Origin of the sequence: Microbacterium resistens NBRC 103078 (genome assembly GCF_001552355.1) — a bacterium.
Lineage (GTDB): Bacteria > Actinomycetota > Actinomycetes > Actinomycetales > Microbacteriaceae > Microbacterium > Microbacterium resistens.
The window spans coordinates 1-16654 of the sequence record NZ_BCRA01000017.1 but is presented as its reverse complement, the minus strand read 5'-3'; the positions used below and the strand labels follow the sequence as shown (position 1 = coordinate 16654).

Annotated in this window: 15 protein-coding genes and 1 pseudogene; all 16 read right to left on the bottom strand. The window is 71.7% G+C overall.

What is annotated here, in order from left to right; translation table 11 throughout:
- Positions 1-28: 28 nt before the first annotated feature.
- A complete protein-coding gene (locus tag MR1_RS03835; RefSeq protein WP_067243362.1) occupies positions 29-1495 on the bottom strand; it encodes a glutamate synthase subunit beta in 1467 nt (488 codons plus the stop codon).
- Positions 1488-6008, bottom strand: coding sequence for a glutamate synthase large subunit (gene gltB, locus MR1_RS03830; protein WP_067243415.1), 4521 nt, complete (start codon positions 6006-6008; stop codon positions 1488-1490). The genes MR1_RS03835 and gltB overlap by 8 nt, the downstream gene beginning before the upstream one ends.
- A gap of 136 nt (positions 6009-6144) precedes the next feature.
- Entirely contained in the window at positions 6145-7143 is a 999-nt protein-coding gene (gene lgt / locus MR1_RS03825; RefSeq protein WP_067243361.1) for a prolipoprotein diacylglyceryl transferase, read from the bottom strand.
- Positions 7144-7161: 18 nt separating this feature from the next.
- Complete coding sequence (gene trpA / locus MR1_RS03820) at positions 7162-7950, bottom strand: tryptophan synthase subunit alpha (RefSeq protein WP_067243360.1); 789 nt, start codon at positions 7948-7950, stop codon at positions 7162-7164.
- A complete protein-coding gene (trpB, locus tag MR1_RS03815; RefSeq protein ID WP_067243359.1) occupies positions 7947-9155 on the bottom strand; it encodes a tryptophan synthase subunit beta in 1209 nt (402 codons plus the stop codon). The genes trpA and trpB overlap by 4 nt, the downstream gene beginning before the upstream one ends.
- Before the next feature lie 31 nt (positions 9156-9186).
- Positions 9187-9993 carry an indole-3-glycerol phosphate synthase TrpC gene (gene trpC, locus MR1_RS03810; RefSeq protein WP_067243414.1) on the bottom strand — a complete coding sequence of 269 codons (807 nt, stop codon included), beginning with the start codon at positions 9991-9993 and terminating at the stop codon, positions 9187-9189.
- Between the two features lie 2 nt (positions 9994-9995).
- Positions 9996-10226 carry a DUF6704 family protein gene (locus MR1_RS03805; RefSeq protein ID WP_067243358.1) on the bottom strand — a complete coding sequence of 77 codons (231 nt, stop codon included), beginning with the start codon at positions 10224-10226 and terminating at the stop codon, positions 9996-9998.
- A 95-nt stretch (positions 10227-10321) separates the two neighbouring features.
- Positions 10322-10909: a Trp biosynthesis-associated membrane protein gene (locus tag MR1_RS03800; RefSeq protein ID WP_067243357.1), complete on the bottom strand. Its 588-nt coding sequence runs from the start codon at positions 10907-10909 to the stop codon at positions 10322-10324.
- Positions 10906-11277, bottom strand: coding sequence for a phosphoribosyl-AMP cyclohydrolase (hisI, locus tag MR1_RS03795; protein ID WP_067243356.1), 372 nt, complete (start codon positions 11275-11277; stop codon positions 10906-10908). The genes MR1_RS03800 and hisI overlap by 4 nt, the downstream gene beginning before the upstream one ends.
- Positions 11274-12035, bottom strand: coding sequence for an imidazole glycerol phosphate synthase subunit HisF (gene hisF, locus MR1_RS03790; RefSeq protein WP_067243355.1), 762 nt, complete (start codon positions 12033-12035; stop codon positions 11274-11276). Before hisF ends, hisI begins: the two co-directional genes overlap by 4 nt.
- Positions 12035-12877 carry an ATP phosphoribosyltransferase gene (hisG, locus tag MR1_RS03785; protein WP_067243354.1) on the bottom strand — a complete coding sequence of 281 codons (843 nt, stop codon included), beginning with the start codon at positions 12875-12877 and terminating at the stop codon, positions 12035-12037. The genes hisF and hisG overlap by 1 nt, the downstream gene beginning before the upstream one ends.
- A gap of 40 nt (positions 12878-12917) precedes the next feature.
- Positions 12918-13181 (bottom strand): phosphoribosyl-ATP diphosphatase, encoded by a 264-nt coding sequence (locus MR1_RS03780; RefSeq protein ID WP_067243353.1) that lies wholly within the window; start codon positions 13179-13181, stop codon positions 12918-12920.
- A complete protein-coding gene (gene rpe, locus MR1_RS03775) occupies positions 13178-13879 on the bottom strand; it encodes a ribulose-phosphate 3-epimerase (protein ID WP_067243352.1) in 702 nt (233 codons plus the stop codon). Before rpe ends, MR1_RS03780 begins: the two co-directional genes overlap by 4 nt.
- A 59-nt stretch (positions 13880-13938) precedes the next feature.
- Positions 13939-15420 carry an RsmB/NOP family class I SAM-dependent RNA methyltransferase gene (locus MR1_RS03770; protein ID WP_084344350.1) on the bottom strand — a complete coding sequence of 494 codons (1482 nt, stop codon included), beginning with the start codon at positions 15418-15420 and terminating at the stop codon, positions 13939-13941.
- A complete protein-coding gene (gene fmt, locus MR1_RS03765; protein ID WP_067243351.1) occupies positions 15417-16331 on the bottom strand; it encodes a methionyl-tRNA formyltransferase in 915 nt (304 codons plus the stop codon). The genes MR1_RS03770 and fmt overlap by 4 nt, the downstream gene beginning before the upstream one ends.
- A 62-nt stretch (positions 16332-16393) precedes the next feature.
- Positions 16394-16654, bottom strand: a pseudogene (locus MR1_RS19985) (primosomal protein N'); the annotation flags it as partial.

Here is a 16654-nt window from a genome sequence, read left to right as displayed (position 1 = left end):
ATGTTGCGGCCACGCTGCCGGCCCCAGCCTACGCGGGCTGGAGGCCGATAGCGAGATCGGTCGGTCGGACCGGGGCCGGCAGCACCGTCTCCCCCATCAGATAGCGGTCCACACCCGCCGCGGCGGCCCGCCCCTCGGCGATCGCCCACACGATGAGCGACTGGCCGCGGCCGGCGTCACCGGCCACGAACAGGCCGCTCTCCGTCGATGCGTACTCGTCGTCGCGCGCGAGCACCCCGCGCTCCGTGAACCGCGGCCGCGTGTCGCCGCCGAACCGGTCCTGCTCCGGACCGGTGAAGCCCATCGCGATGAGGACGAGGTCCGCAGGGATCTCCCGCTCGGTCCCGCTCTTGGGGACCCGGCGACCGTCGACGAACTCCGTCTCCGCCACGCGCAGGGCTCGGACCTCGCCGGCGTCGTTGGCGAGGAACTCCACGGTCGAGGCGAGATAGACGCGCTCCCCGCCCTCCTCGTGGGCGGACTGGACCTCGAACACAGTCGGCATCATGGGCCACGGCTGGTGCTCGGGCCGCGCCGTGCCCGGCTGACGGCCGATCGCCAGGTTCGTGACGCTGAGCGCCCCCTGCCGGTGAGCCGTGCCGATGCAGTCCGCTCCAGTGTCGCCGCCGCCGATGACGACGACGTGCTTGCCCTCCGCGGTGATCTGGTTCTGCACCGGGTCGCCCGCGACGGCCTTGTTCGACTCCACCAGGTACTCCATGGCGAAGTGGATCCCGTCGAGGTCCCGTCCCGGGATCGGCAGGTCGCGCGGGACCGTCGATCCGGTGCAGACCACGACCGCGTCGTAGCGGGCGCGCAGGTCGTCCCAGGAGATGTCGACGCCGATCTCGACGCCCGCACGGAAACGCGTGCCCTCCTCCTGCATCTGCCGGAGACGGGTGTCCAGGATGCCCTTCTCCATCTTGAAGTCGGGGATCCCGTAGCGAAGCAGGCCGCCGATGCGGTCGTCGCGTTCGAAGACCGCCACCGTGTGGCCCGCGCGGGTCAGCTGCTGTGCGGCGGCGAGTCCTGCCGGGCCCGATCCCACGACCGCGACCGTCTTCCCGGTCAGGCGCGCCGGAAGCTCCGGTTCGATCCAGCCCTTGGCGAAGGCCTCGTCGGCGATCGAGACCTCGACCTGCTTGATCGTGACGGCGGGCTGGTTGATGCCGAGCACGCAGGCGCTCTCGCACGGTGCCGGGCACAGCCGTCCGGTGAACTCCGGGAAGTTGTTCGTGGCGTGGAGGCGCTCGCTCGCCGCGCGGCCTTCGCCGCGCCAGGTCAGGTCGTTCCACTCCGGGATGAGGTTGCCCAGCGGGCAGCCCGAGTGGCAGAACGGGATGCCGCAGTCCATGCACCGGCCGGCCTGGCGTCGCAGCACCGCGGTATCGCCGGGCTGGTACACCTCCTTCCAGTCCATGATGCGGACGGGGACGGGACGACGAGCGGGAAGCTCCCGCTCCGTCACCTTAAGGAAGCCCTTGGGGTCAGCCACCGGTCACCTCCAGGATGCGGTTCCACACGATGTCGCCGTCGGGGTCGAGCCCCGCGGCCTCGGCCTCCTCGCGCGTGCGGCGCACGGCCGCGAAGTCGCGCGGGAGAACCTTCACGAACTCGGACGCCTCGCGCTCGAAGTCCGACAGGATCTCCTCGCCCAAGGGCGAGGAGGTGCGCTCGACGTGTTCGACGAGCAGGCTCCGAAGGACCTCCAGATCGGCCCGATCCAGCGGCTCGAGCGTCAGCTCTCCCGTATCGAGGGACTGCGCGTTGACGCTGTCGGCGCGCAGCCCCCGCACGTAGGCGACGCCCCCCGACATGCCCGCTCCGAGGTTGCGGCCGGTGCGTCCGAGGATGACGGCGACGCCCCCGGTCATGTACTCGAGCGCGTGGTCGCCCACGCCCTCGACGACCGCGGTGGCTCCCGAGTTGCGCACGAGGAACCGCTCGCCGACGACGCCCGAGATGTACATCGTCCCGCCGGTCGCACCGTATCCGATGACGTTGCCGGCGATGACGTTGCGGTGCGGAGCGAACGTCGCCTCCCGGGGCGGTCTGATCGTGATGTCGCCGCCCGAGAGCCCCTTGCCCACGTAGTCGTTGGCGTCGCCCTCGAGCCGCAGGATGATGCCGTGCGGCAGGAAGGCCCCGAGGGACTGTCCTGCGGTCCCGTGCAGGGTGATGTCGATCGTCTCCCTGGGCAGGCCCGCCGCGCCATGGCGAGCGGTCACGGCATGGCCGAGCATGGTGCCGACCGCGCGCTCGGTGTTGCGGATCGGCAGCTCCAGCACGACGGGGGACTTGTCCTCCAGCGCCTCGGCGGCGATCTCGAGCAGCGCGGCGTCGAAGTGCTTCTCGAGCTCGTGGTCCTGCGCGCGTGCGCTGCGGCGCGGCTCGCTCGCGGGGAACTCCGGACCCTCCAGGATCGGGGCGAGGTCCAGTCCCTCCGTCTTCCAGTGCCGGACCGCTGCATCCGTGCGCAGCAGGTCCGTGCGTCCGATGATCTCGTCGAGCGAGCGGAACCCGAGCTGGGCGAGGATCTCGCGGACCTCCTCGGCGATGAACTCCATGAAGTTCACCACGAACTCCGGCTTGCCCGTGAAACGCTCCCGTAGCACGGGATTCTGGGTGGCCACGCCCACCGGGCAGGTGTCCAGGTGGCAGACCCGCATCATGATGCACCCGCTGACGACGAGCGGCGCCGTGGCGAAGCCGAACTCCTCCGCGCCCAGCAGGGCGCCGATGACGACGTCCCGGCCGGTCTTGAGCTGGCCGTCGACCTGGACGACGACACGGTCGCGCATGCCGTTGAGCATGAGCGTCTGCTGCGTCTCGGCGAGACCCAGCTCCCAGGGGGTGCCGGCGTGCTTCAGCGAGTTCAGCGGGCTCGCGCCCGTGCCACCGTCATGACCGGACACGAGGACGACGTCGCTGAGCGCCTTGGCGACGCCGGCGGCGACCGCCCCGATGCCCGACTGGCTCACGAGCTTGGTGTGGATCCGGGCCGTCGGGTTCGCGCGCTTGAGATCGAAGATCAGCTGCTTCAGATCCTCGATCGAGTAGATGTCGTGGTGCGGAGGCGGGGAGATGAGTCCCACGCCCGGCGTCGCGTGCCGGGTCCGCGCCACCCAGGGGTACACCTTCTGCGGCGGCAGCTGGCCGCCCTCCCCGGGCTTGGCGCCCTGCGCGAGCTTGATCTGGATGTCGTCCGCCTCGGTGAGGTACTGGCTCGTGACGCCGAACCGGCCGGAGGCGACCTGCTTGATGGCGCTGCGGCGCTCCGGATCCACCAGGCGCTCGGGGTCCTCCCCGCCCTCGCCGGTGTTCGACTTGGCCCCCAGACGGTTCATCGCGATCGCGAGCGTCTCGTGCGCCTCCTGCGAGATCGAGCCGTAGCTCATGGCGCCGGTCGAGAAGCGCTTCACGATCGACGAGACGGGTTCGACCTCGTCGAGCGGCACGGCCGGGCGCTCGCCCGTGCGCAGCTCGAAGAGCCCCCGCAGGGTCTTGAGCTCCCGCGACTGGTCGTCCACCAGCTTCGTGTACTCACGGAACACGTCGTACCGGCGGGTGCGGGTGGAGTGCTGCAGCCGGAAGACGGTCTCGGGGTTGAACAGATGCGGCGACCCGTCCCGGCGCCACTGGTACTCGCCGCCCGTCCACAGGCGCTCATGCGCCCGCGCGGCGGCGTCCTCCGGGTAGGCGAAGTCGTGGCGCGCCTGGTTCTCGGCGAAGACGTCCTCGATCCCGATCCCGCCGAGCTTCGTCTCGGTGCCGGTGAAGTACGCGTCGACGAAGTCCTGACTCAGCCCGACGGCCTCGAACACCTGCGCGCCCGCATACGAGGACACGGTGGAGATGCCCATCTTGGACATGATCTTCAGCACGCCCTTGCCGAGCGCGTAGATGAGGTTGCGGACCGCCTTCTCCGGAGTCAGGCCCGTGATGAAGCCCGTGCGCACGAGGTGCTCGACCGTCTCCATCGCCAGGTAGGGGTTCACCGCGGATGCGCCGTAGCCGATGAGGGTGGCGACGTGATGCACCTCGCGGACGTCGCCCGCCTCGACGATCAGGCCGACCTTCATCCGGTTCTCGTTCCGGATGAGGTGGTGGTGCACGGCCGCGACCATCAGCAGCGACGGGATCGGCACGAGATCCTTGTTGGAGTCGCGGTCCGAGAGGATGAGGAACTCGGCGCCCCGCGCGATCGCCTCGTCCGCCTCGGCGCACATCTGCGCCAGGCGCTCCTGCATCGTGTGCGGGCCGGCGTCGAAGTGATAGAGCCCCTTGATGGTCGCGCTGGACCGGTCGGGAAGGGCCTTATCGATGTGACGGATCTTCGCGAGCTCGTCGTTGTCGATGACCGGGAAGTCCAGGGTCACGGTGCGCGCGTGCTCGGGGCTCCAGCTCAGCAGGTTCCGCTCCGGGCCGAGACCGAGGCGCAGGCTCGTCACGACCTCTTCACGGATTGCGTCGAGCGGCGGGTTCGTGACCTGTGCGAACTGCTGGACGAAGTAGTCGAACAACAGCCGGGGCCGCTTGCTGAGGACGGCGATGGGCGTGTCGCTGCCCATCGCGCCGAGCGGCTCGGCACCGGTCTGCCCCATCGGGGTCAGCAGGATCCGCACCTCCTCCTCGGTGTAGCCGAAGGTGCGCTGGCGGCGGGTGATGGATGCCGGCGGATGCACGATGTGCTCCCGCTCGGGGAGGTCGGCCAGCCGGACGGACCCGGCATCCAGCCACTCCTGCCACGGGTGCATGCGGGCGAGGTCGCGCTTGACCTCCTCGTCCTCGACGATGCGCCCCTGGGCGGTGTCGACCAGGAACATGGTTCCCGGCTGCAGCCGGCCCCGGCGCTTGATGCGCTCCGGTGCGAACTCCAGGACGCCGGTCTCGCTGCCGATGACGATGAGGCCGTCGGTCGTCTCCGTCCATCGGCCCGGCCTCAGGCCGTTGCGGTCGAGGGTCGCGCCGACGAGAGTGCCGTCGGTGAAGATGAGGGCGGCAGGACCGTCCCACGGCTCCATCTGGTTCGAGTGGTACTCGTAGAACGCGCGCAGCTGCGGGTCGATGTCGGCCTGCTTCTCCCAGGCGGCCGGCACCATCATCATCACGGCGTGCGGAAGGCTCCGTCCGGTGAGCGTCAGCAGCTCGAGGACCTCGTCGAACGAGGCCGAGTCGCTGGCGCCGTCGGTGCAGATCGGCAGCAGCGGGCGCATGTCCCCGAGGAGCTCGGACTCGAGCTGCGACTGACGGGCGCGCATCCAGTTGCGATTGCCGCCGACGGTGTTGATCTCCCCGTTATGGGCGAGCATGCGCAGCGGCTGCGCCAGCGGCCACGACGGGAAGGTGTTGGTCGAATAGCGGGAGTGCACGACCGCGAGCTCGGACGCGAACCGCTCGTCCTGCAGGTCCGGGTAGAACGGCTCCAGCTGGAGGGTCGTGACCATGCCCTTGTAGCCGAGCGTGCGGCTCGACAGCGAGACGAAGTAGGCGTCCAGCTCATGCCCGGCGCGCTTGCGCAGACGGTAGGCGAGACGGTCCAGGGCGATCCCGGAGGGGGCCTCGCCGGCATCTCCGGCGGGAGCGGAGACGAAGAGCTGCTCGAAGGCGGGGCGGGCCTCGTCGGCGAGCTTGCCGAGGTGCTCGTTCGCGGTCGGGACACCGCGCCAGCCGAGGACCGTCAACCCCTCCTCCCGGGCGATCCGCTCGATCCCCGCCTTCTGCTGACGTCGCGCCCCGGAGTCCCGGGGCAGAAAAGCGAGGCCGGCCGCGTACTCCCCCGCATCGGGGAGAGCGAACGGCACGACCTCGCGAAGGAAGGCATCCGGCATCTGCGTGAGGATGCCCGCGCCGTCCCCGGTCCCCGCGTCGGAGCCGATGGCCCCGCGGTGCTCCAGGTTGCGCAGGGCCTCCAGAGCCAGCGCGATGATGTCGTGACCCGGCGTGCCGCGGAGCGTGGCGACCATGGCCAGGCCGCACGCGTCCTTCTCGAACGCGGGGTTGAACATCCCCTGCTTCGGGGGGTATGCGCCGGAGGCGCCGTAGGGAGGCTGGAAGTACACCAGTTACCGTCCTCAGATCTCGAGATGACCCGGGGACGTCATTGGCCGGGCAGAGGGGGATGGAGTCCTCACGGACGTGCGGCTAACGGGTGCCTTCCGCGTCCGTGGGAGCGGTGCTTGTGGCTGAGGCTCCTGCGGTGACCTCGTCGGACGGAGGAGCGCTCACGTCGACGAAGTCCAAGCTGTCCGCCGATTCTACATCAGCGTCCTTGCGTCCTCGGCCGGGCATGTACGGCGAGGGCTCGATGCCCGGGTGACGGCGGGACTGGACCACGAGGATCACGATGCCGACGACGACGCCGATGATCGCGGCCCAGACGTTGGTGCGCAGTCCGAGGTAGATCTCGCTCGGATCGATCCGGATCGACTCCCAGACGATGCGTCCTGCGCCGTACCAGATGAGGTAGACCGCGAAAAGCCTGCCCCACTGGAAGAAGAGCTTGCGGCCGAGCCACAGCAGGACGATCACGCCGAGGCTGTTCCAGATGACCTCGTACAGGAACGTCGGGTGGAACAGCGTGCCCTCGGCCAGGCCCGCCGGGAACGCCGGGTTCGTGGACTCGATCTCCAGCCCCCAGGGGAGGTCGGTCGGCAGGCCGAACAGCTCATGGTTGAACCAGTTGCCGAAACGGCCGATCGCCTGCGCGAGGAGAAGGCCGGGCGCGAGGGCGTCCGCGAACGTCCAGAACCGGATCCCGCTCCACTTGCACCCGAGCCACGCCCCAATCGCGCCGCCGATGAGGGCGCCGTAGATCGCGATGCCGCCCTCCCAGATGTAGAAGACGGCCCAGATGTTCTTGCCCGGCCCGAAGTAGAAGCCGGGGTGGGTCAGCACGTGGAAGATGCGCGCCGCGATGATCGCCAGCGGGACGGCGAGGATGGCGATGTCGATGACGACCCAGGGCTCCGCACCGCGCTTCGTGAGGCGGTGGTTCGTGATCAGCACGGCCAGGATGATGCCGGTGATGATGCAGAGGGCGTAGAAGTGGATGCGCAGCGGACCCAGGTCGATGAAGCTGACCGGCGGGCTCGGGATGCTGGCGACCACGCCCGAGAGGGCGTTCTGGAGCGCGAAGGACATGCGAACGAGTCTACGGGGTCACTCGGCGCGACGCGTTCCGGCCGCCAGGGCGCGCGCGGTCTCGGCCAGCCCCTCGACCCCGCCGTCGCGGAGCGCCCGGACGAGCGCCGTGCCGACGATCGCGCCGTCGGCGTACTCCAGGACACCCGCCACCTGCTCGGCGTTCGAGATGCCGATGCCCACGCACGCGCGGTGCGCGCCGTGTGCCCGCAGACGCTCGACGAGCGTCCGCGCCGCGCGGTCGAGCTCGGCGCGCTCTCCCGTGATCCCCATGGTCGAGACCGTGTAGACGAACCCGGTGGACGCGCCGACCACGAGGTCGAGTCTCTCGTCGCTGGAGGTCGGTGCCGCCAGGAAGATCCGGTCGAGGCCGGTCCGCGTGCTCGCGTCGATCCACTCCTGCGCGGCCTCGGGGGTGATGTCCGGAGTGATCAGCCCGGCGCCGCCCGCGTCGCGCAGGTCGTCCGCATAGCGGTCGACCCCGTACTGCACGACGGGGTTCCAATAGGTCATGACCACGACCGGCACGTCGACGGAGGCAGTGATCGCCCGCACGGCCGTGAAGAGGTCCCGCATGCGGAATCCCGCGGCCAGCGCGGCCTGCGTGGCCTCCTGGATGATGGCGCCGTCCATCACCGGGTCGCTGTAGGGCGGGCCGAGCTCGATGACGTCGGCCCCGTTCTCGGCGAGCGTGATCGCCGCACGGATGCTCGTGTCCAGGTCCGGGTAGCCCACCGGGAGGTATCCGATGAACGCACCCCGTCCCTCGGCATGGGCGCGCTGGATCGCTTCTTCCACGCGACTCATGCCGTGCCGCCCTCCTCGTCGTCGTACAGATCGAAGTAGCGGGCGGCCGTGTCCATGTCCTTGTCGCCGCGGCCGGACAGGCACACCGCGATGACGGCGTCCGGCCCGAGCTCGCGGCCGAGACGGATCGCGCCGGCCAGGGCGTGGGCGGACTCGATCGCGGGGATGATGCCTTCCGTGCGGCTCAGCAGGCGGAGAGCCTGCATGGCCTCGTCATCGGTCGCCGGGATGTACTCCGCCCGCCCGATCGCGGCGAGCCAGGCGTGCTCCGGTCCGACGCCCGGGTAGTCGAGGCCGGCGGAGATCGAGTGCGACTCGATCGTCTGGCCGTCCTCGTCCTGGAGGACGAAGGTCCGTGCGCCGTGGAGGACGCCGGGGCGTCCGCGCTCGATGGACGCCGCGTGCTTGTCGACGCCGTCGCCGGCCGCCTCGACCCCGTAGAGCCGGACGCCCTCGTCGTCGAGGAAGGCGTCGAACATGCCGATCGCGTTGGATCCGCCGCCGACGCAGGCGACCACCGCATCCGGAAGGCGCCCCGCCTCCTCGACCAGCTGCGCTCGGGCCTCTTCGCCGATGATCTTCTGGAAGTCGCGGACCATGGCCGGGAACGGGTGGGGACCTGCGGCGGTGCCGAAGATGTAGTTGGTCGTCTCGACGCTGGCCACCCAGTCCCGGTAGGCGTCGTTGATGGCGTCCTTGAGGGTCCGCGAGCCGGTCGTGACCGGCACCACCTCGGCGCCCAGCAGTCGCATCCGCGCGACGTTCAACGCCTGACGCTCGGTGTCCACCTCGCCCATGTAGATCGTGCAGTCCAAGCCGAACAGCGCGGCCGCCGTGGCCGTCGCCACGCCGTGCTGTCCGGCCCCGGTCTCCGCGATCACGCGCGTCTTGCCGAGGCGCTTGGTCAGGAGCGCCTGGCCGAGCACGTTGTTGATCTTGTGGGACCCCGTGTGGTTGAGATCCTCGCGCTTGAGGAACACCCGGGCGCCACCGGCGTGCTCCGCGAAGCGCGGCACCTCCGTGATCGGCGACGGGCGTCCGGCGTACGAGTGCAGCAGCGCCGTGAGCTCCGCCTGGAAGGCGGGGTCGGCGACGGCCTGTTCGTACGCCTCGGTGAGCTCGTCGATCGCGGCGATGAGCGATTCGGGCATGTACCGCCCGCCGAAGTCGCCGAAAAGGGGTCCGGGCTGGTCGCGCAGGCTCACGCCGTCGCCTCCGTCCGTGTCGCGCGGCGCCTCATGCGTCGCTCGGTCCGTGATGCGCCCGCCCCTCGCCGGCGGCGAGGAAGGACGCCAGGGTGGCCACCGGGTCCCCGGTGACGAGGGCCTCGCCGATGAGCACGACGTCGGCGCCGGCCTGCCGGTAGTGCCGGACGTCGTCGGGCGTCAGGACCGCGGACTCGGCGATCTTGACCGCGGAGTCCGGGATGCGGTCCACGAGCCGGCCGAACAGGTCCCGGTCCAGCTCCAGCGTGGTGAGGTCGCGAGCGTTGACGCCGATGAGATCGGCGCCGAGGTCGATGGCGATCTCGAGCTCCTCGGCGGAGTGCGTCTCCACGAGCGGCGTCATGCCGAGCTCGCGGATCAGGGCGTAGAGCTCCGCGAGGACGCGGCGGTCGAGCCCGGCGACGATGAGCAGCGCGAGATCGGCGCCCGCCGCCCGCGCCTCGAGCACCTGGTACGGCGTGGCGATGAAATCCTTGCGGAGAACGGGCAGCGACACCGCCGCTGTGACCGCCTCCAGGTCGGCGAGGCTGCCGCCGAATCGACGCTCCTCGGTGAGGACGCTGATGGCCGAGGCGCCCCCGCGCTCATAGAGCGCGGCCTGCGCCGCCGGGTCCGGGATCTCGGCGAGCCGGCCCCGCGAGGGGCTCGCGCGCTTGACCTCGGCGATGATCTTGACGCGATCGGCCGGAGCGAGGGCCGCGCGCACGTCCGCGGCCGCAGGACGCGCGAGGGCATCGCGCTCCACGACCGCGAGCGGACGCTCCCGCTCGCGTCGGACCGCGTCCTCGACTGCGCCGGCCGTGAGGTCGGCGAGCACCATCAGTGCGCCTTCGGCGAGTACTTCGGGCCCTTCACGCCGTAACCGGCCTTGGCGAGGATCCAGCCCACGATCAGGCCGACGACGATGAGTCCGGCCGAGGCCCAGACGACGGCGGGGATGTCCAGGAAGAACGCGACGGTGCCGATCGTGAAGCCGAGCAGCATGATGACCACGGCGGTCCAGGCGGCAGGCGAGTGTCCGTGGCCGGGATCGGCGATGGGGTTGGTCATGTTCTCCTCCGAACGTGCTCTGGGATCCGGTCCAGTCTATCGGGATCGGCGGGCGGAGCCGTTCGCCCTGCCGGACGCGGGGATCGACGCCGCGGTCAACGAGTCGGGTCGCTCCCGTGGCTGAGCTCGTCCCAGGACTCGACCGCGTCGACGGGACCGTCCGCGGGCCGCGGACTCGTCTCGAAGCGCCGCCCCCCGGTGCGCCAGCGCCGCGACGTCAGGAGCACGAGGACGGCCGCAACCGCCAGCAGCGCCCAGGCGAGGCCGGCGAGCCACGGCCAGGCCGTCGGGGCGATCCCCTCGACCACGGGACCGAGCGCGGCGTCGCCGGCGAGTCCCGTGACCTCGGTCAGCGCCGGCGCGACCGCCGACAACGGGCGCCGGATCACGATGGTCAAGGTCAGCACCTCGAGGACGATGGCGACGAGCAGACCGATCGTTGCGAACACGTAGCGCAGCACCGGGCCGACGAGGGCGATGGCCGCGCCGAGGGCGAGAACGGTGAGGCTCAGCGGCGCCAGCACCGGCACCGCCGTGGCACCGGCCACGGGGACCTCCGCCCCGCCGTCCGCGCGGACCACCGAGAGCCACGTCTGGGTCGACGAGATGATGCCGATGCCGCCGGCGAGGACGATCAGCAGGATGCTGACGGCCTTGCCGGACCGCGACGTGGCGGCGCTCATCCGGCCTCGCCTCCGATACGGGGATGCAGGTCCCTCGAATCGAAGCACGTGCGGGTGCCGGTGTGGCAGGCGACGCCCACCTGATCCACCGCAAGCAGGACCGTGTCGCCGTCGCAGTCGAGTCGCGCGCCCCGGACGTGCTGCACGTGCCCGGACGTGTCGCCCTTGCGCCAGTACTCCCGGCGCGAGCGCGACCAATAGGTGGCACGGCCAGTGGTCAGCGTGCGACGCAGCGCCTCCTCGTCCATCCACGCGAGCATGAGGACCTCGAGGCTGTCCCACTGCTGGACGACCACGGGGACCAGGCCGTCCTCGTTCCAGCGGACCGCCGCGGCGGACACCGTCTCGACGTTCTCCTCGTCGGTCATCGCACCGTCACCCCCGCCTCGCGCAGCGCCTGCTTCACGTCGCCGACGGTGAGAGCCCCGGAGTGGAACACGCTCGCCGCGAGCACCGCGTCCGCCCCTGCGGCGATCGCCGGGGGGAAGTCCGTCACGACGCCGGCGCCGCCGGAGGCGATCACCGGGACGCTGGAGATCTCCCGCATCAGGGCGACGAGCTCCAGATCGAACCCGTCCTTGGTGCCGTCCGCGTCGATCGAGTTGACGAGCAGCTCCCCGGCGCCGCGCTCGATCGCCTCGCGGGCCCATGCCGCCGCGTCGAGGTCGGTCTCGGTCCGTCCGCCGTGGGTGGTGACGACGAAGCCCGAAGGCGTGCGATCGCTGCGCTTGACGTCGAGGGAGAGCACGAGCACCTGCGCGCCGAACCGGTCGGCGATCTCGCCGACGAGCTCCGGCCGCGCGATCGCCGCGGAGTTCACGCCGATCTTGTCGGCGCCGACGGACAGCAGGCGGGCGACGTCCTCCGTCGTGCGCACTCCCCCTCCGACCGTCAGCGGGACGAACACCTGCTCGGCGGTGCGGCGGACCACGTCGTGGGTCGTCGCCCGGCCGTCGACGGTCGCGGTGACGTCGAGGAAGGTGATCTCGTCGGCGCCCTGCGCGGCGTAGTGGCGCGCGAGCTCGACGGGATCGCCCATGTCTCGGAGGTTCTCGAAGTTCACGCCCTTGACCACGCGGCCGTCCGCGACGTCGAGGCAGGGGATCACCCGGGCGGCGAGGGTCATCAGAGCCTCGCCGCGTGGATGGCGGTCACGAGGATCGCGCGGGCGCCGAGCGCGTACAGCTCGTCCATGACCTGGTTCATCCCGGCGCGCGGGATCATGACCCGGACGGCCACCCACGCGGGATCGCGCAGCGGCGACACCGTTGGCGACTCCCGCCCGGACGCGATCTCGGTCGCCTGGTCGACGAGGTCGGCCGGCAGGTCGTAGTCCAGCAGCACGTAGCGACGCGCGACCATCACGCCGCGCAGCCGTCGCAGCAGGGTGTCGGTGCCCTCGACCTCGCCGGGGCGGCTGATGAGCACGGCCTCGGACTCGATGATCACCGGCCCGAAGATCTCGAGTCCGGCCTGGCGGAGCGTGGTTCCGGTCTCCACGACGTCGGCGATCACATCGGCGACGCCGAGGCGGACCGCGGACTCGACAGCGCCGTCGAGCGGGACGAGCTCCGCCTCGACGCCGTGGCCGCGGAGGAAGTCGTCGACGAGACCGGGGTACGCCGAGGCCACGCGCACGCCCGCGAGCTGCTCGATCGAGCGGTAGACCCCGGGGGGCCCGGCGAACCGGAACGTGGAGCGGGCGAAACCGAGCTGTTCGATCTCGCGTGCGTCCTCCTGCCGGACGTCGCGGAGCAGATCGCGTCCGGTGATGCCCACGTCCAGGGCGCCGGAGGCGACATACGTGGCGATGTCCCGGGGGCGGAGGAAGAAGAACTCGACACCGTTGTCGGCGTCGACGACATGCAGGGTCTTGGAGTCCCGCCGACCGGCGTAGCCGGCCTCGGCGAGCATCTCGGCGGCGGTCTCGGACAGCGATCCCTTGTTGGGGACGGCGATGCGGAGCATTCTGGGGTCTTTCCTTCGGAGCGGATCGGACGGGATCGGCTCAGAGATGTCGGTACACGTCCTCGGTGCTCAGCCCCTTCGCGATCATCAGCACCTGAAGGTGGTAGAGCAGCTGCGAGATCTCCTCGGCAGCGGCGTCGTCGCTCTCGTACTCGGCGGCCATCCAGACCTCGGCCGCCTCCTCGACGATCTTCTTGCCGATCGCATGGACGCCCGCGTCGAGTTCGCGGACCGTGCCGGAACCCTCGGGGCGCTCCGCAGCCTTCCGGCTGAGCTCGGCGAAAAGGTCGTCGAAGGTCTTCACCCGTCCAGGCTACCGGCTCGTGCGAGCTCCCGGAGCCGCGTGACGGCAGCCTCGACGTCCTTCTGCCCGTAGACGGCGGAGCCCGCCACGAAGGTGTCGGCGCCCGCGGCCGCGGCCTGTGCGATGGTGGCGTCGGAGATGCCCCCGTCCACCTGGAACCAGACGTCCGAGCCACGCCGCCGCGCCTCGGCGACGAGGGCGGCAAGCTTCGGCATCGTCTCGGGCATGAAGCCCTGGCCGCCGAATCCCGGCTCGACGGTCATCACGAGGATCTGATCGAACTCGTCCAGGATGTCGTAGAGCGGCTCCCCCGCGGTGCCGGGCTTGATTGCCACGCCCGCGCGCGCGCCGATCCCCCGCAGCGTCCGGGCGAGGGCGACCGGATCGTGCGCGGCCTCGAGGTGGAACGTGACGCTCGCGGCGCCCAGCTCCGCGTATCCCGGTGCCCAGCGGTCCGGATCCGTGATCATCAGATGGACGTCCAGCGGGATCGGGCTCGTCGCCTGGATCCGCTCGACCATCTGCGGACCGAAGGTGAGGTTCGGGACGAAGTGGTTGTCCATCACGTCGACGTGGGCGAAGTCCGCGGTCGCGATCCTGGCGAGCTCCGCCTGCATGTTGACGAAGTCGGCGGCGAGGATGCTCGGGTTGATCCGCGGAGCGGCGGGCAGGTCGGACGCGTCGATCGGAGAGGCCATGCCCCCATTATCCGGGTGGACGCTCCCTCGACCGGCCGCCGCGCACGCGCGGTCGCGCGTCAGGCGCGCTTTCGCAGGAGCGCCAGGAACATGGCGTCCGTGCCGTGACGGTGGGGCCAGAGCTGGACGTGCCCCCGGCCGGACGCGGGCTCGGGCAGGTCGATCGGCGACCGGGACACCGCTCGCACGACCGCACGCGCGTCGAGCTCGTCGATGTCCTCGCGTCGGCGCAGGACCTCCTCGACGACGCCGGCGGTCTCGGCGAGGTGCGGCGAGCACGTCACGTACGCGACGATCCCGCCCGGGGCGAGCGCGTCCAGCGCCGACGACAGCAGTTCCGCCTGCAGGTCCACGAGCTCCCCGACGTCGGCGGGCGTCTTCCGCCAGCGCGCCTCCGGCCGGCGGCGCAACGCGCCGAGGCCCGTGCACGGCGCGTCGACGAGGATCCGGTCGTAGGCCCCCGGGCGGTGCGCGGCGAGGACGCGCCCGTCCTCCTCCGCGACGGGGATCTCCGCGGGGATGGGCCGCAGCGCGCGGCGGACCAGGCCCGCGCGGGCGGGGACCACCTCGTTGGCCTCGAGCGAGGCGCCGCGGCGGAGGGCCTCCGCCGCGAGCAGGGCCGTCTTGCCGCCGGGACCGGCGCACAGGTCGAGCCAGCGCTCCCCCGTCCGCACCGGCGCTGCTTCGACGAGAGCCAGGGCGACGAGCTGGGACCCCTCGTCCTGCACGCGGACGCGCCCGTCATGCTCCTGGACCACGGACGCGGGATCGCCGCCCGGGGAGGCGAACGCGGTCGGGGCGTACGGGCGCCGCGGCTCCTGCGGTTCGGCGAGCCCGGGCAGGGCCACCAGCGTCACCTCCGGCGCGGCGTTGTCCGCGTCCAGGAGAGCCGGCAGCTCCTGTGCCCGTCCTTCCGCCGCCAGCGCGCGGCGCAACGCCCGGATGATCCACACCGGGTGGGCGCTGCGCAGTCCCAGGCGCTCGTCGTCGGAGCGTGCGGTGCGATCCAGTTCCGCCTCCCACTCCGCCGCGTCGCGTCCGCCGATGCGCCGCAGCACGGCGTTGGCGAACCCCGCTGCTCCCCGCCCGGCCGCGCCCGCGACGAGGGTGACCGACTCGTTCACGGCCGCGTGCCGGGCCACCCGCGTCCCGAGGAGCTGGTGGGCGCCCAGGCGCAGCGCGTCGAGCACGGCGGGGTCGATCTCGGTGACGGGCCGATCCGCCGCGTGCGCGATGACCGCGTCGTACGTCCCCCGGCGGCGGAGGGTCCCGTAGGCCAGTTCCGTGGCCAGGCCCGCGTCCTGCGCGGACAGGCCCGCCTCGCGGATCGCGGCGGGAAGCAGCAGGTTGGCGTACGCGTCCGAGTCGCTCACGGCCCTCAGCACGTCGTACGCGACGCGGCGGGCCGGCTGGACATCCCGCGCCTGCTCCCTGCGCGGGTTTCGTCCCGCGCTCGTGCGTCCGGCCGGCGTCGCGCCGGCCGGACGGGCCGAGTCCCGGGCTCGCGAGCGGCGGGAGGAACGTCCGTCGCGGTCGCTCACGCGCCGGCCCTCGCATCCGTGCGCAGACCGCGGAACCAGTCCGGCGCGGCCATCGCGGCCTTGCCCGCAGGCTGGACGCGCGTCAGCAGGAGCGGATCGGTGGCGGTCCCGACGAGGACGCCGTCCTTGCGGAGGAGGAGCGCTCCGGGCTCCAGCCGGTCGGCGCCCGCCGCACGGCGCAGTTCGCGGACCTTCACCGGCACGCCCGCCACGAGCGTGTGCGCTCCGGGCTCGGAGGTCACGCCCCGGTAGCGAGCGAACACCTCCTCGGCCGGGCGCGTCCAGTCGAGCAGGCCGTCCGAGAGATCGAGCTTGGCGGCTGTCGTCGGCTCCCCCTGCTGCGCCTCCGCCTTCGCCGATCCCTCCGCGATCGAGGTCACCACCTCGCTGACCAGACCTGCGCCGTCGCGCGCGAGCGACGCCAATGCCTCGTCGGCCGTCGCGTCCGGCGGGACCGGGAAGGTCCGCGCCGCGAAGATGTCCCCCGCATCCAGGGCCGGGACCAGCTGGAACACGCTGGCACCGAGCTCCGGGTCGCCGGCGATGAGCGCGCGCTGCACCGGCGCCGCGCCGCGCCAGCGCGGAAGGATCGAGAAGTGCAGGTTGATCCATCCCGCCGTCGGCGTCGAGAGCAGGGGCTCGCGCACGAGGCCGCCGTACGCGACGATCACGCCGAGTTCCGGAGCCAGACCCGCGATGCGCGCCGTCGCCTCGTCGTCGAGCCTCGCCGCCCTGATCACGGGGAGGCCGAGCTCCTCCGCGGCCGCCGCGACCGGTGACGGCGTGAGGACGCGCTTGCGCCCGAGCGGTGCGTCCGGCCGCGTGACGACCGCGACCACCTCGTGCTCGCCCGCCAGGCGTCGCAGGGTCGGCACGGCCGCTTCGGGTGTTCCGGCGAAGACGAGACGCATCAGAGGTTCCTTCCGGAAGGGACGAGGGGAATCCGGCGAGCGGACGACGGCGGAGGCGGCGCTCACAGGTCGGGCTCCGTGATGTCGAGCCTGATCGAGAGCGTAGTCCGCGGCGTCCGCCCTCGCCCGCGGCGTCGCCCGGTCGCCTCGGCGACCACCGCGGCCCGCAGGGTCGTCGCGACCCGACTGCCGTCGGCGTACGGGAAACGCACGAGGGCGCGCTCGCGGTCCGTCTCGCCGTCCTCCTCGACGGGAACGGGGCCGAGGACCGCGTCGGGCGGGAGCCCGAGCGTCCCGATCTCCTCGAGCGCCCGGCGCATGCC

Excerpts from the sequence above, each read along its gene's own strand:
- trpA (WP_067243360.1), bottom strand. The coding sequence starts at position 7,950 with ATGAGTCGCGTGGAAGAAGCGATCCAGCGCGCCCATGCCGAGGGACGG.
- MR1_RS03800 (WP_067243357.1), bottom strand. The coding sequence starts at position 10,909 with ATGAGCGCCGCCACGTCGCGGTCCGGCAAGGCCGTCAGCATCCTGCTG.
- fmt (WP_067243351.1), bottom strand. The coding sequence starts at position 16,331 with ATGCGTCTCGTCTTCGCCGGAACACCCGAAGCGGCCGTGCCGACCCTG.
- MR1_RS03805 (WP_067243358.1), bottom strand. The coding sequence starts at position 10,226 with ATGACCAACCCCATCGCCGATCCCGGCCACGGACACTCGCCTGCCGCC.
- rpe (WP_067243352.1), bottom strand. The coding sequence starts at position 13,879 with ATGGCCTCTCCGATCGACGCGTCCGACCTGCCCGCCGCTCCGCGGATC.
- hisI (WP_067243356.1), bottom strand. The coding sequence starts at position 11,277 with ATGACCGACGAGGAGAACGTCGAGACGGTGTCCGCCGCGGCGGTCCGC.
- hisG (WP_067243354.1), bottom strand. The coding sequence starts at position 12,877 with ATGCTCCGCATCGCCGTCCCCAACAAGGGATCGCTGTCCGAGACCGCC.
- gltB (WP_067243415.1), bottom strand. The coding sequence starts at position 6,008 with ATGTTCAACCCCGCGTTCGAGAAGGACGCGTGCGGCCTGGCCATGGTC.
- lgt (WP_067243361.1), bottom strand. The coding sequence starts at position 7,143 with ATGTCCTTCGCGCTCCAGAACGCCCTCTCGGGCGTGGTCGCCAGCATC.
- hisF (WP_067243355.1), bottom strand. The coding sequence starts at position 12,035 with ATGACCCTCGCCGCCCGGGTGATCCCCTGCCTCGACGTCGCGGACGGC.